The following is a 16,578-nucleotide window of genomic DNA, read 5'->3' on the forward strand; positions in this document are numbered from 1 at the left end:
CTACGATAGCATTTTAAAGCACGAGTGCTATAGACTTTCAATAAAATCATCAAATTTTTGACTAAATTCGGTGGTTTTTAATTTATTGAAAAAAGGCATACCAATAACTCTTCAATTACCATTATTTGGCATAAGATTGATGTCACTGTTTATCAAGCTCAATAAATTCGCTTTCCAATTATCATGTTCGATTAGATGTGTACCTTTAGGTTCAACAAATACTTGCGAACTTATTTTATTGGTTTTGAAATAAAGAAGAAAATCAGGTTCAAAACGATCACCACTATCAAAATCATAAAGCGCAAGATCACTAAAACGTTCATTTCTAACTAAATAGAATTCAATATTTTTGTTTTCGAGTCGCTTTGCATAGTTATCACTAAATCATTTGACAAATTCTTTTTCTTCACTTGTTCCATAATTTTCATTAAAAACATATCATTTTTTAGAACTAAGATCCATTCTAAGTTTTTCGCTTGCTTTACTTTGAGGGTTACCATTTCCGTCTTCATCCTCAACATTAGCAACATACATTAATTTATCTTCAATAACATCTTTAAGATATTTAGGACGTAGAACTTTTTCACCTACACTTGCATCTTTGAGTGAATAAAGATAATTTTCAATTTGTTTAAATGCATCCATAACAGCACTAAAAATATCTCTTCCACTTATTTTTGCTTTCGAGTCATTAGACTTAAAGATAATTTTAACATTTGAACCTAGATAATCAGATGAAGTTAAAAATTCTTGAAGTGATTTAAGATTAGAAAACTTAGATTTTAGAAAATCAAACTTCAGTGTTTCAAAATAAAGCGCACAGCCCTCAAGAATGTGATATTCAACATCTTGAAGATTAAGTTGTTGAACAATTTTAAGTTCTTCTATTTCATTATCTGATTGTGTGTCTAAATCAAAAAGTTTTTCCTCATTAGCCTTAATTTGTTTAACTTTAAAATCAATAGTTTTAGTAAAATTAACTTTATCTTGCTCGCTTGGCATACTATTTTGTTTTGGAACTCTTTTGTTAGTTCAAACTAAAGCATTTTGAAAAAATTCTGAATTTTTAAATTCTTCTTTAAGTTTAATTTCAACTACTTTACCATTATCATCATCAATAAGACCAGTTTGTTTAAGTGTATTTTGAAGGTCATTGATATAGCGTGAATCGTTTTTGCAGTGGTAATAAAGAGTTTCTAGAACACGATATTTATTGCTTAAGTCTGCATCGAATTTTCGTTTGTTTCGATTTTGTTCATCATTGTTATACACAAAAGGACAATAACGGGCTCCACGTCCAATTAATTGAGCTTCTTTAATTGTATACTTGTTGGTTTTTACACGTGTATTTTCTTGACGTTCATCATGCAGTCTAACAATGTCAAAAAGGTTAAGTACATCTCAACCCTCATTTAGTTGATCAACTACAAAAATACCTCGTAAGAGATTATCTTTATCCTCCAATGTATTGAGCAACACTTGCATTTGTGCATCAATTGCACTTTCAGAAGACGAGTTAATAATGACTAGCGTTTCCTCACGAAAACTTTCTTTGAGTAGATTAACTAATAATTGATAGTCTTGATGCCCTAAATTTTTAAAATAACTAAGACATTGCTTCATAATTGGAATATCAATAGTTTCAAGAGCAACTATGTCTTCAATGATTAGTTTTTGAATTTTTTGCTTAAACTCTTCAAAAAACTTTTTACTTTCTGCAATGCTTTTTGACTTAAATAAAACAACAGGTTTTATTTCTAACCCTAAATCATTAAAAAGCATATGACGATATTCACTCATAATTAATGCTATAAGCGATCTTTGTCAATATGTTGTCTCAGAACTTATGTTTTGAAAGTTTTTGGTTCATTTTTCGTCTCTAAAAGTTTTGAGTGGATAGTCAAAAACTAGTTTATCAATGTATTTTTTATTAATATCTTCATTATTAAGACCTGCAGTTGCGCTAAATTCAAGTAGAAGCGATTCGGGATGTTTATTATATAAACTAATTACAGTGTTTTCTCAAGAGGGTTCTTCGAATATCTCGAGTTTTTGCACTTTACTTTTAGCTTTTGTGCTTGCATTTAGATGATGAGATTCATCACTGATGAATGCTACTTTATGATTGCTAAAATCATATTCACTCATAGCATTTTCACGTGGACTAATAATGTCATTGTGTAATTTTTGAATGGTTGTAAAACATATATTAATTGAGTCTTTATCAATGTTTGAAGCTTGAAAATTATCAACAACATTGATTTTTATTGTTTTATTAAATTGTTTTAAAGGCGAGGCAAATAAATATTTTGAACTAGTTGGATTTCCAAAGTTTTCTTTAGTTTTCTCAAGAATATTGGTTTGTGATACAAAGAAAATAAATTTTCTATAACCTTGTTGATATAAAAACAGAATTAAAGCAGCCATTATTACTGTCTTTCCGCTACCTGTTGCCATTTGAAATAGGTTATGTATTTTATCTTGAGTACGTAATTTTGTATTACCTTCATCAAGGTAATACAAAATAAATGACTGAATTGCTCTAGTTTGGTAATCTCTCAATTTAATTTTAGGATTTAGTCCATTTACAATAAATGTATCAAGGTCTTTAGGCGGAAAATAATCTAATATATTTTTTAATTTATCAGCTAAATTATTATTCATTCTCTACCTCATAAAATAATTTGTTAAATTGCTTGTCAGCTTCATTAATTCCATATGACTCATCATCTATTTGAGAATAATTTACATACAATTTGTTTTTGTTAATTATTGAAATAAGACGAGCTTTTTTCTCATCAAGACTAAGTGAATCAAAAGTACTTAAGTTAAATTCAATTTCTGCTTTACTTAAATAAGGAATTATGTCATTAGAATTTAGTATTTGGTTTTTAACATCAAGAATGTCGTTGTTAGTTGCTTTTTTCACCAAATCTACTCATTTTTGTGTATTTTGGGCTAATTCACAGTACACAAATGAACCACCGCCCTGTCAGCCTACTAGCTGAGATATTCCGCCTTTTTCACCATCAATAACTTTTTTAAGTCTTTCTACTGTGATATCTTCGATATAATCCATTTGCTCAATACCAATATATTGTCGATTCATTTTGTGTGCTACAGCAGCGGTTGTTCCTGAACCAAGAAAGAAATCTAGAATAATATCACCCTCATTTGTAGTAGCATCAAGGAGTTTTTTTATCAATTCTTCAGGTTTTTGACCCGCACCAAAACCTACACTTTGTTTTGCTCCTACGACCCAATCCATTGAATAAATCCCATTTTCCTTTGCTTTTATAATGCTTGAAGTCATTATTTTAGAACCTGAACTTGATAATTCAAATGTATAGGTAGGTTTATAAAAAATTTTATTACGCACCTTACAAAAATGGTAAATTGTTTCATGAACACGAGGCCATATGGTGCTAGTCGCTTTATACCCAAAAGGTTTTCCGCTTTCTCATATTAACTCTTTAAAATAATCAAATCCCAAACTTCTAATCAAAATATCTAAATATGACTTCATATTTTCGTCTATACTTATAAAAATACTTCCATCATCCCTTAATAATTTTTTGGCTAGCTCTAATCTGTTCTTCATAAAGACAAGTCATGTTGAATTGTTAAATTTATCATTGTAATTAAATGAATCATTGCCAGTGTTGTAAGGTGGATCAATATAGATACATTTAACTTTTCCCTCATATCTCTTTAATATAGAGCTTAATGCTATAAGATTATTCCCTTTAATGATAAGATTATCTTTTTTATTAAATAATATGTTTTGTTCAACTCCTTGTGAGCTATGGCGTTTTGCATTAACTAGGACTTTAGGATCAAGAAGTCTGTTAATATCATCAAGCCCAAGAGTTTCATTGAGCATAACCTCGCTACATTTCTGGTCGTCTTTGTCTTGATTGCCAACTAAAACACAATCTTTGAAGGGGAATGAAAGTACAACATCGTTGCTTTCGTCAAGAAAGTGTCCATTGTCATCAACTAGGCCAATGCGATTTTTAAAAGAAGTAAAACTATCAGGCATAAAGTCTTTTAGGTTGATAAAATCTATGAATTTTTTGTCATTAAAAATTCATATGTCTTTAACCTTAACAAAGAAATTTTTGCGTATTAATTCATTAGAATAAAGAATCTCCAAAAGATCGCTATCATGATTATTAACTGCAGCAAAAATATTACCTAATAAAAGCTTATTTTGTTCAGAAGAATAATACTTATTATTATCTTTAAGTATATCTAATAAACATTGAGTTAATGACGTGATTTTTGGTTCCATATTAGTCCTTTCTTTGGGGTTTTTTGTTGCAAAAACTATAATTAAATTTCTTATCTTGTTCACTTATGCTGCGGGAAGCAAAAAACTATAATTTTGTTTGAATTATATAAAAATTTTATCTAAGTTAAGGTGATATTGTTAAGAAATACAACAAAATTTTATAGACATTAGCAAGTATTTTATTACTATTCATAAATACAACAGCAGTTGTTCCTAATTGAGAATCTGTTTTTAATCAATTACAAATTATTTTTGAAAAAGAAGATTAAATAATTAAAACAACCAAACAACATATTTGGAAGAAAATTTATCCAATTTTGTCATGTTGTTCGGTTGTTTTTTGCATAATAAATTTAGATTTGTGCGATCGCTATTCTCAAATCTCTTACTCAAAAAGTAAGCAGGAGATAAATTTACACAAAATTTACTACACCACCGTGGATTATTTATTTTGAAAACTAAAAACCTAAAATGTTTATTAAAAATATATGATTATTAATGTTTCATATTAAGAGATTCTAGCAATCCATTAGCTTTTGAAGCCTCTTTTTTAGCCCTATCAAGTTCTTCGATTTTACTATTTGAAATAGATTCTTTTTGTTTAATTTCCTTATTTGATTGAGAAATCTTCTTATTTAATTTCAAATCCTCTAATAAAGCATTCTGAAGATTATTATTCGTTGTGTTAATCATAGAATCTGCTTCCTTATTTTTTTGGATTGCTTCTTCATTATCTAAAATCGCTTTATCTAATTGTTTTTGCTTTTGATGCAAATCATGAGTTTTATTTTCAAAGTCTTTTTCAACATCTTTTATTTGACCTTGAATATTGTTCTTATCAAATAAAGAATCATTATTTGATTTCTTAGCATTTTCATAATCTAATTGCTTCTGAGCTAATAAATCAGTTTTATTTTTTACATCTTGATTAGCTAAATTAACCTTATTTTTAGCATTGTCCTTAAGGCTATTAGCATGAAGTATTGCCTGATTTAATTCACTTAAACTATTATTTTTATCTTCCAATTCTTTCTTTTTTTCTTCTAAATTAGTATTTAAATTTATAAGATCTTGCTCTGTTTTCGCCTTATTTTGCGATGCTTGTTCAATCAATTTAGCATTATTTTTTAATTCATTATTTTTATCAGCAACTTCTTTACTTTTATTATTTGTGTTTTCAAGTTCTTGTTGGTACTTTTGATTAGCCAGAGTTATATTATTAAGTGACTCTTGCAATTTATTATGAATCTCGGTTTGTTTTTGAATTAACGCTTGATGATTTTTTTGCGACTCTTGATGCTTAGCATTTGCACCATCTAAAGCCTTTGTTTTTTTATTGACAGCTTCTTGTTTCATGCTAGCTTCTTCATTCGCACTTTGCAATTTCTTTTCCAAATCTGTCTTGCTTTTTAGCGTTTTTTGGATTTGCTTATTAGCGTCATCAACAGCGCCTTGCTTTTGAGATACTAAAGTTGTCTCATTATTAACCTTTTGTTTTAATTCATTTAATTTTTCTTGTAAGAAAGACTCTTTGCTTTTAGCTTCTTGCAATAATTCTTGAGCGCTCTGAAGTTGGTTATTTTTATCATCATGTTCTTGTTTAGCTGATTGCAATCGATGTTCTGCATCTTCTCTGGCTTTTCGCGCTTGTTCTGCCTCAACACGCGCAACTTCTAATCGACTAAGTTTTTGTTTAATTTCTTCTTCCTTATCCTTTACGGACTTTATTGCTGTATTTTGTTTCTGTACAGATTGAGATTTTAGCTGCTCATTGTTAGATTTAGATTCTTCTAGCATCCTTTTATCATTTGTTTTCTTGGTAATATCAACTTCAATTTCTGAAATTTTTCGCGAAGCTTCCCCAATTAGATGTTGTTGCTGATTTATCTGGTCTTCATATTTCTTGAGAGAACTAGTTAAAATAGTTGTATTTTTATTAATTTCAGCAATTTTATTATGAATAGCATTTTCATTATTCTCTTGCTTATCATATTCGTCTTTAGCATTCGACCATTTTCTTTCAGCTTCTTGTTCCGCATTTTGGGCTTCTCTATATAAAGATTCATAATATTTCTTAGTATAGTAATCATCTCTGCCTCTTTTTGAATCATTTCAATCATCAAGTTTTTGTTGTGTGTTAGCTTTTTTTTGTAAATAAGCTTGATATGCCTTTTGTTTTTTATCTGCCAATGAATTCTTGTTTCTTAATATCTTTTCCAGTTCTTTTTCCAAACTATTTTTTGTTTTTAAATTTTCATAAGCATGATTCAATTCATTAAGTTTTTTATTATGATTTTCTTTAATGCCCTCTTGCTCTACTTTCATCCTATTAGCTTGGTCAATATCTTTTTGCTTTTGTGCTAAATCTATAATTGTTTTTTCAAGATCTCTATTTCTTCTTTCGACTTCGCTTGCTGCGCTATCCTTTAGACCTTGAAGCCTTTTTAGTTCTTGCTTTAATATTTCATACTCATTATTCAATTGATTAGCATATTGGTCTTTATCAGTCTCATTTTTTGATGCGCTATCTAGCTCCCTTTGAAATTTATTTCTATCATTTTCTGCGTCGGTTTTTGCTTTGTTTTTCTGCACTAAATCATCATTTTTTTGATTAGTGTTTCTTATTGCCTCTTCTAGCTGAGACTCAATTTCTCGGTTTTCAGATGTGGCTTGTGCTAATGATTTTTTAGCTTCTTCTAATTCCTTGGTTTTTTGATTTAAATTTTGTTGTTTTTGCTTATAATCAAAATTGGATTTTTTTATTTGTTCAGCAATATTGCTTTGAGTTTCTTTTACATTTGACAATTCAGAATTTGCATCTTGCAAATCTTTAGAAATACGAGCTATATCATTAATATTCTCTTTTTCTAATTCATTAGCTTGTTGTACTTCGTTATTTAGTCTTATATTTTCGTTGGTAAGGTCTTCAGCTTTTTGTCTAGCATCATTTGCTTCTTTTTGTATATCTGCAAGTTTTTGATTTGCTAAAGCTAATTGTTGCTTAGCGTTGTTTAACTCATTATTGATTCGGGTTTTGTCAGTATCAAGAGTATTAAGAATTCTATTTATCTCTGCAACTTCATTTTGCATACGATTTATTTCTTTTTCAGATTCATTTTTAGCCCTTAATGCACTATTATATTCATCCGTTTTTGAATTAAGATCCTTAATTTTTTTATTGATATTTTCCTCTTGTTGTTCAAATTCAGAATTAGCACTGTTTTGGGCATTTATCGCATCTTGCAATGCTTTTTTTGCTTCATCTAACTCTTTGGCTTTTTTAGCTAAATCATCAGATTTTAGAATAGCATCTTTATTAACGCTATCATGATCTGAATTAGCCTTATCTTTTTTATTTTTTGCCTCTTCTAGGGCTTTTTTTGCTTCTTCAAGTTCTTTGGTTAAACGCTCAACTTCTTTAGTGGTGGAAATTACATTATTATTTGTTAGTAGCTTATTTTGTTCGGCTGCTTTTTTTTGTTTTTCAAATTCCTTAATTTTTTCCTTAATACTTTGTAATTGTTTTTCCAATTCATCTTTAGATTTTTTGGCTTCTTCTAGTTTCTTATTTGCTTCACTTAGCTCGTTGGTTTTGGAAATAACATCATTATTTTTTAATAAAGCGTTTTTCTTAGCTTGCTCTAGATCTTGTAATGCCTTTTCTCTAGCTTTTTTAGCTTCTTCTAGATCTTTATTTGCTTTATCAAGTTCTGCTTGCTTGTCTTTTTCCTCTAGCTTCAAAGTTTTAAAGTGATGAATTAAAACTGTTTCACCATTATAAATCATCTGAAACTCATAATCAGTATCTGGATATAAAGGTTTTTCATTATTAATCCCAAATGACATAGATTTTTCTTCTTGATTAATAACATGAGTCTTTCTTTGCACATTATAAGGAGTTTTTTTAGCATAAAATAAAACTGAAAAAGAACGATTAGTGTCATCATTTTTATCAATATTTTTTAAATGAAAGATCGCTGAGTTTGCAGTAATTTTCTGGTCTTTTATTTCCAAAGCCAAAAGGCTTTTTTTATCATGCTTATTTTTGTTTGTAAGATAAAAGGCTGCAATAGCTCCGGTTGTAATTGATGCTGCCAATAAAGCTGATGTTAATAAAATAACATTACGTTTTTTTCTTTTTACTTTGTTTTCTTCTACATTTTTATTCATAATTTCTTATACCTCTCTTTGATAAAATTAGCTTTTGTAAAATGCCCAAGATTTTTCAAGAAAATATTAACATTTTTTTTTTTTTTTTTTTGCAAACTTGCTACCAGTGTTTATGTATCATTATGAAATAATGATAAAAAGAGGCTATATGCCGCCTCTTTTATCATGTTTTAAAAAAAATTGCTATCTTTTTAATTTATTCAAATCTTTTTTTAATTCATCCAACTTATTTGTTATTTGCAAAATTTCTTGATTTTTCTTATTAACTTCCTTATTAATTTTATTTAACTCTTGGTGTGTCTCATCCTTGATTTTTGATAATTGCTTAATCGAATTAACCATTTGATCTATGTTTTTTTCATTCTTTGTTTTTTGATTATTAAGGTCTTTTAATTTCTGTGCTAATATCGATAAGGAATTTTCTTTTTCCTTTTGTTGTTTTTCATAGTTAGCAATATTTTTAGACTCCTCATCTAATTGCTTTTTAATAATTTCTTTTGAAAACTGCGATGCTTGTGTTTCTTGCAAAAGAAGATTTTTATTATTTGTTTTAGCTTCAATGTTCTTTTTTTGTAAACTAATGTTCTTATTTTGCTCTTCAATTTGATGTTGAACTTTTGAAATATCTTCCTTAGCTTTTTTGATTAACTCATTTAAGAGAGGAATTTCATCATTAGCTTTTTTTAATTCTTTCATTCTATTCATTAGTTCATTTTTTAGTTCGAGCAATTTATTATCAATAGCATCCTTTGCTTCTTTAGCTTCCTTAAATTCATCATCTTTTTGTTTAACATCTTTTATTTTTTGGGTAACTTTATCATTTTCTTGAGTTAATTTTTCTCCTTTTTCTTTTCTTAGTTCTTCAGCTTGTTTTTTATCTTCTAGTAATTTTTGCAGTAGCATTTCTGCATCTTTTTTCTTTTGTGCTACAGCTGCCATTTTTTGTTTGACATCATCTAATTCATTGGTTTTTTGTTCTAATGATTCTCTTTTTTGCTTAATTTCTTCTTCTAAATTACTTAGTTTATTTTGAATATTGCTTTCAGTTATAAGGTTTTGTTGATTTTTTTGCTCTGCTGCATCTACTTCTTGTTGATTGGTTTGCACATTGCTTCTATTTTGTTCCACTTTTGCATTTGCATCATCATGTTTTTCCTTAGCTTGTTCACTTTTAGTTTTTGCTGCTTCCAATGCTTGCATTGCTTCGGAAATTTCATTTGATTTTTGATTTAAATCACTAGTTTTTTGTGCAATTGTAGTTGAAATAGAAGATAATTGTTTATCAACATTTAGCTTTTTGTTTTTTACATCATCAAATGTTGTTTGAGCATCATTTTTAGCACGTTCTGCCTCAGTCATTTCCTCTGTTTTTTGTGCAAGTGATTCTTTTAGTTTTTTTAGTTCTTGTTGCGAATTAGTTTTTTGCTGATTGAGACTTTCTATTTTTTCTTCAATTTTTTGTTTCTTTTGTGTTTCTTGTTCAATGTTTTGCTGTATTTTTTGATCATTCGTTTTTAATTTTTGTATTTTAGATTCGACATCTTGAACCTTACTTGTAGCACTTTTAAATGAAGCATTAACTTCATTGTTTTTATTTGTTAATTCTTCTTTAGTTTTTTGAAACTCACTTAATTGCGAATCTTTTTGCGAAACTTGTGCTTCTTTAGTTTTTATTTCTTCATTAGCTTGTTTATAAGCTTTATCTGCCTGCTCTTTTGATGATTCAGCTTGCTTCCACTCTTCTTCTGCTTTTTTAAATAATTTTTCTTTTTGGGCTAGTTCTTGGGCCGCTTGTTCTTTGGCTTTTTCATTATCATCTAAGGCCTTTTTAGCGCCTTCTTCTTGCTTTTTGAGTTTTTGCAATGTTTTTTCGAGTTCATCTCTTTCATTTTCTTTTGCATTTAGTTGTTGCTCTAATACATCTTTTTCATATTCATAATCATAATCAGCATCTGAAATTTTTAATTTTAAGTCATCAATTTCAACCGATATTTGATCTAGTTCATCTTTTTTACGGTTTACCTCAGAATGTAATCTTCGATGTTCATCGAGCCATTCACGATATTTTTTATCAATATTGGATTTTTTAGATTCGGCTTCTTTCTTAACTTTATTGGCCTCTTCTTTTGCGCTTTGTTTCGATTTTAATTCTTCAGTTTTCTTATCTAAATCATCTTTTGCGGTTTTGGCTTTTTCTTTTGCACTTTGTAATTCGGCCTCAAGCTTTGATTTTTGCTGTGTTATAGTATCAACATTTTTTGAAGCCTGCTCTAATTCTGATTCAGTTTTGCTCTTTAATTTTTTAACTTCCATTAAGTTTTGCTTTTCTTTTTCTAGTTCTGCTTGAGCTTGTGCTAATTCAGAATTGTTTGTCTTTCCTTCTGCTTCTTTGTCTTGTATATTTTTAATAGCGTTAGTTAATTGTTGCTGCTTTTGTGCTTCTTGTTGATTAATTTGCTGATTTTTTAATTCTTCTTGCTGTATTTTTTCGCTTAATTGTGCATGTTGTTTATTGATTTCTTCTAAAGAATCTTTTTTATTTTCCAATTCAACACTTGCTTTATTTTCTTCTTCAGCTAGCCTATCAACCTCCTTTTGCAGCCTATCTTTTTCTTGGTTAGCTTCTTGTATTTCTTCTTGAATTGTTTGTTTTTCTTTGTTTTTTTGAGTCAAATCAGATTCTTTTAACTTAGCATTTGCTTTTGCACTTTCAAATTCATCTTTGGCTTTTTGCTGATTTTCTAATGCAATATCCAATGATTTCTTAGCCATATCTAAATTCTTAGCTTTTTGTTCTAACTCATTTACACTTTGTTGTGAATTTTTCTTTGCTTCTTCTAACTTTTGTATCGCTTCTTTTTGTTTTTCTAATGCAGCTTGCAATTCATTTGTTGCAACATCGACTGCTTCTTGTTTAATGCTTGCCTCACTAGACTTTTTTTCTAGTTCTTTTGTTAATTGCTCTATAAGTGCTTCAGCATCGCTTATTTGTTTGCTTAGAGATTCTATTTTATTTTCTACTTCTTGATAATTTAATTGAGCTTCTTTTTGTTTTTGCTTTAATTTTTCAAGCTCATCTTTTAAAGCTGCTAGTTCTTGCTGTTTTCCTGAAAGATTTTTGTTGGCCTTATCTTGTTCTTCAGTAACTTGTTTTATATTTTCTTTTACTGTTTGTATGACTTGATTAGCGCTATCTTTTATATGCTTTTGTGACTCTAAATCATTCATTTTTCTTTGGACATCAGCTTGTAATCTGTTTAACTCTTCTTGAAGTAACTTGTTTTGATTCTTAGTTTGCTCTAAGTCCTTTTTAGCTTGCTCTAATTCCTTAGTTTTTAATGCTAATTTCTTAGCTTTTTCTTCAAAAACTTGTTCTGCTTTTTTAAAATCCGATATGGTTTTTTCGTGCTGTGATTTTAGATTATCTAGTTGTTTTTTTATTTCTTCTAAAATCCGACTATGTTCTAAAACTTCTTTTTCTTTTTTTATAGTCTCATTTTCTATTTGCTTTAATTTATCCTGAGATTCTGCATTTAAAGCCTCAAAATTTTCGATATTTTTATTTATTTCATTAATTTTTTTGTTTAATATTTTTTTCTTATTTTTTAGCTTTAACAGCATGTTTTTAGCAAGAGATAATTCTCTTTCCTTCTGCTCAATAACCTTTTTATTTAAAGATTGCAAATTAGAGCTATCTTGTTTTTTGCTTATACTATAAACAAAAACAGAACCAGCTGCCACAACTAAAGCAGACGATAATGATAAACACAATGCTAAGGTAATTTTCTTTTTTTTCATTACAATACCACCTATAAAAAATGCTTTATTTTAATGTATATATATAAATTATTTAATATAAAATAAACTAGCCTAATATCGGTTTTTAATCAAAACAATATATATATATATATATATAGTAAGACATATACTAAAAAACAGATAATAAATGGTACTTTATACTCATTTTTTATGCTTTTCTTGCGCTTTTTTTAGGATTAGTGCTAATAAATTATTTAATTATCACCTTATCTATTTTTTTGTTTTATTTTGTATTTTTTCTTATTTTGCATGTTTTAACATGTCATATATTAAGATAAATAAAAAAGTAAAACAAGAAACTTCTAAATGAAATTGGTTGTTTTACTTAAAAATATTTTTTATCTTGTTTGGGTGGCTTTTAGTAAATCTTGTTTAGCAGCTTCTAGACTCTCGGTTTTTTCTGCGACATCCTGAATTTTTTGACTAACTTCACTAGTAAGTTTATCTAATTCTTTTTGTGCTAATTCTTTATTTTTTAGTTCTTGTTGAATTTTAGTACCAAAATTATTGATTTTTGATTCGGCTTCTGCTTTTTGATTTTTAATATCTTCTAATTCTTTATTTATTTCAGTTATTAAATTTGTTTTAGATTCAACATCATTTTGTTGTTTCTCTATTTTTTTATTTGCATCATCTAGCAGTTTTTCCTTCATTTCCTTAGGAAATTGAACGGCTTGTTTTTCTTGCAATGCAACATTTACAGCATTTTGCTTTTCTTGAATATTTTTTTCTTGTTGGGAAATGTTTTTACTTATATTTTCAATTTCTTGGGGTGCGTTGGCAATTGTTTCGCTAGCTTTTGCTATAGCCTCTTTTATTTCTTTTATTTGTTTATTTGTATTACTTAAATTACTATTAGCATCATTAAATTTTTGAATTGCTTCATTATGTTTTTGGTCAGCAATATCTTTAGCTTCCTTTGCCTTAGATTCAATGCTTTTAACTTGATTTACTGCTTCGATTTTTGAATCAACTTCCTTAGTCTTTTCGTCTAATTTCATTTTGGCTCTACTTGCATTTTCTTGTGCTTGCATTCTTTTGTTAGAAAGATCAGTTTTAGCAATTTCTAAATCAGCCTCCGCAGCTTGTTTTTCTTTTTTAGCTTCCTTATTTTCTTGTTGCGCAGTTTTTAAATCATTTGTTGCTTGCTCCAAGTTTCTTGTTTTTTGTTGGAAATTATGATCAGATTCATCAAAGGTTTTCTGGGCTTCATTTTTCTTTTGAACTAAGTCTTGATTATTTTTTTCAGATTCATTTTTAGCTAATTGTTTTTCCTCAAATTCCTTTGTTTTTTGAGCTAAATCAGTTAATGCGCTAGTTTCTCTTTTTGTGGATTCTTCATTTCTAGTTTTTGCTGCTTCAAGCGCTTCTTTAGCTTTGGAAATAATATTTTTTTGTAGGTTTATATTACTTTTTGTTTGAGCAATCTCGGTTGTTAATTCTTCTAATCTTTCGAAATAGCTATCCTTTTGTTGCTTAATTTGTTGGTAAGCGTCTTCAGCTACACTAGATGCTTCCTCTTTTTGAGCCTTTTCTTCTGATTTTGATTTAAATTCTGGTTCAATTTTGGCTTTTTCAGCTTCGGCTTCTGTTTTCTTAACATTAGCTTCATCCAAGGTTTGTTGCGCTTTTGCTTTATTTTCATTTGCGTCAGCTAAATCTTTTTCAGCTTGCTTGATTAGTTTATTAGTTTGCTCTATTTCTTCATTTTTAGCAGCAATTTCATTTTTGGCTTGTTCAATAGCTGTATCAGCATCATTTTGAGACTTTAATAGAGCCTCAACTTCCGCTTGAAGTGTATTTGTTTCAGCAAGAGTAACTCTAGCTTTCTCTTCCGTAGCTTTCAAAGTATTTAAAGCAGAATTATACTTGGCACTTGCCTCACTTTTGGCGTTATTATAGCTTTCTAATTCAGCTTCTAGACGTCTTAATAACTCGTCCTTCTCTGCTATTTGTGCTTTAGCATTTTCTAGTTCTTGTTTTTTAGTGTTAACAGATTCCTGTGTTTTGACTTTTTGTTTTTCTAAATTATCCTTACTAGTCTTTTTATTATTTCTTTCTCGCTCTTTGTTGCTTAATTTAGTCATTGCGGGATTAAAGGTATTTTTAAGATAATTAAAAGCTTCTTTATCAGCTTTTGAAAATTCAGCAAAATCAATTTTTTTTGCATTTAATTTTTTTGTTAAATCTATAACTTTTTCAAAAAGTCTATTTTTCTCTTTTTCTACCTTATTAAATTCCACTTTAGCCTCTTGGGCTTCTTTTTCGGCTTTTTCATATTCAGTATTTGCACTAGTAATTTTAGCTTCTAATTTAACTAATTCGTCTTCTAAAACTAGAATTTCCTGAGCTAATGTATCTTTGTTTTGCTCAGCTTCCTGCTTTGCCTGCATTGCTTCACTCTTAGCAGTTTCTTTTTGACTTAATTCTAAAATTCTTTGATCTAGTTCGCTTTTAGCTTCGTTCTCATTATTTCTTTTTTCTGCCAATTGTTCTTCAATCTCGGTTTTTTCTTGCAGTTTAGACTGGTATTTAGCATCTAATTGCGGAAATTTTTGCTTTGTATCATCCGATATTTTTTGGTCTTGTTTTTGTTTATTCTTAATTTCTTCTAATGAACGCTGTATTTCGGTTATTTTATTTTTTAATTCTTGAATTTCAACTGGTTTAGTTTGCGGTGCATTTGTAGCATCTTCTATTTTCTTCAAGGCTTCTAATCTTTGTTGCTCTATTTCGGCAACTTTTTGTTGTGCTTGTTCAAATTGTTGAGCCACTTGTGCATATTCTTTTAAAACTTGTTCTAACTCATCTTTCTTTTCTTCAAATTTAACTTGCGCCTCTTGTTCTTGCACTTGGAGATCATCAAATTTTTGGCGTAAATCGCTTTGATTATTTTCAAGAACTTCTTTTTCTTTTTCAAGTTTATTTTTTTCTTCTTCGTTTTGGGCTAATTCTATTGTTTTTTGATCTAGATTTTGTTTTGCATCAACTATCTCTTGTTTAGCATTTTGCAATTCTTGTTGTGCTTCAATCAAGGCTTGATTAGCATTATTAAATGATTCTGTCTTTAGTTTTAAATCTTCATCGCTTATCGACAAGTGTTTTTTTGCTTCATCTAGTTGCATTAAAACAGTGTTGTGAGGTTCTCTAATTTTTTCTATATCATTAGATAAATTATTTACTTCTTCTGTTTTTAGAGTAATCATATTGTCAGTTTCTTTGATTTTTTTAACAGCTTCTTCAATGCGTTTTTCATTATTTGTAACTGCTTCTGATAATCCATCTAATTTTTGCTTAGCCAACATATATTCATCAGAAAGTTGATTTTGCTGCGTTTTTAATTGATCTAATTCGCTTGTTATGCTATCTAGATCTTTCTTTTTTGATTCATACTCAGTAGAAACCTTACTTGCCTTATCCGAAGCATTTTTCTTCTCATCAGTAGCATCTTGAATAGCTTGCATTAATTGTGGTAAGGACTGTTCCTTTTGAATTAATTCCCCTGATTTTTGTTGACTTAAAATTTTGGCATCTTCCAATTGCTTCTGTGCTAATTCTTTCTTTGTTTTTGCTTCTTTTAATAACTTATTAGCTTCTTCTAATTGCGCTGTTTTTAAATTAAAATTCTCTAATTTTTCATCAAAAAGTTTTTTGGCGCTATTAAAATCAGATTGAATTTTTTTCTGCTCTTGTTTAGCATCTTCTAACTTAGTCCTCGCCATCTCTAAAGCACTATTAGAAGTGCTAAGTTCTGCTTCCTTGCTAACTAAATTTAAACTAGCTTGGTCTATCTTATCTTGGATATCTTGATTTGAAGATTGAATATTTTTAATATTTCTTTCAATATCGCTAATTTTCTTACTCAATTCTTTTTGTTTATCTTGCGCTTTTGTTAACTTATCTTTTGCAGATTCTAATTGCGCTTGCTTTTGATTAACAAGTTTTGTTTTTTCGGCAATCAATAAATCTCTTTGAAGCCTTATTTGATTGCTTTTTTTAATCGACGTATAAGTTATTGCTGTTGCTCCAGCAATAACTAAGCTAGCTGACAATGTTAAACACAATGCCAACACTAGTTTTTTTCTTTTCATCATAATTATTCCTTTATAAAATATTTCATCAAGACATATATAACATTATGCTTTTTATGACTAAAATCAATGTTTTTTTATATTAATACAATAATTTATATATGCACTTATATTGTATAGAGCACGAGAAAAAAATTATAATATTTCCTAAATATTTTTAATAGTAACCAATTTTAATAACATATTTTTTATAAGTTTATGTCT

At 28.6% G+C, this 16,578-nt stretch carries 5 protein-coding genes; all 5 read right to left on the reverse strand.

The genetic code is table 4. The features are described from left to right. Positions 1-27: 27 nt before the first annotated feature. The gene (locus ACWXVS_RS02595; protein WP_455994901.1) at positions 28-2,664 is read right to left on the reverse strand and encodes a DEAD/DEAH box helicase family protein; all 2,637 of its coding nucleotides are present in this window, start codon (positions 2,662-2,664) and stop codon (positions 28-30) included. Then, positions 2,657-4,294, reverse strand: coding sequence for a DNA methyltransferase (locus tag ACWXVS_RS02600; protein ID WP_455994904.1), 1,638 nt, complete (start codon positions 4,292-4,294; stop codon positions 2,657-2,659). The genes ACWXVS_RS02595 and ACWXVS_RS02600 overlap by 8 nt, the downstream gene beginning before the upstream one ends. A 495-nt stretch (positions 4,295-4,789) precedes the next feature. Beyond that, complete coding sequence (locus tag ACWXVS_RS02605) at positions 4,790-8,464, reverse strand: hypothetical protein (protein ID WP_455994907.1); 3,675 nt, start codon at positions 8,462-8,464, stop codon at positions 4,790-4,792. Positions 8,465-8,647: 183 nt separating this feature from the next. After that, positions 8,648-12,262 carry a hypothetical protein gene (locus ACWXVS_RS02610; protein ID WP_455994910.1) on the reverse strand — a complete coding sequence of 1,205 codons (3,615 nt, stop codon included), beginning with the start codon at positions 12,260-12,262 and terminating at the stop codon, positions 8,648-8,650. A 359-nt stretch (positions 12,263-12,621) separates the two neighbouring features. Beyond that, entirely contained in the window at positions 12,622-16,377 is a 3,756-nt protein-coding gene (locus tag ACWXVS_RS02615; protein WP_438340869.1) for a hypothetical protein, read from the reverse strand. Positions 16,378-16,578: the final 201 nt, after the last annotated feature.

Source organism: Mycoplasma sp. 327 (assembly GCF_053851655.1).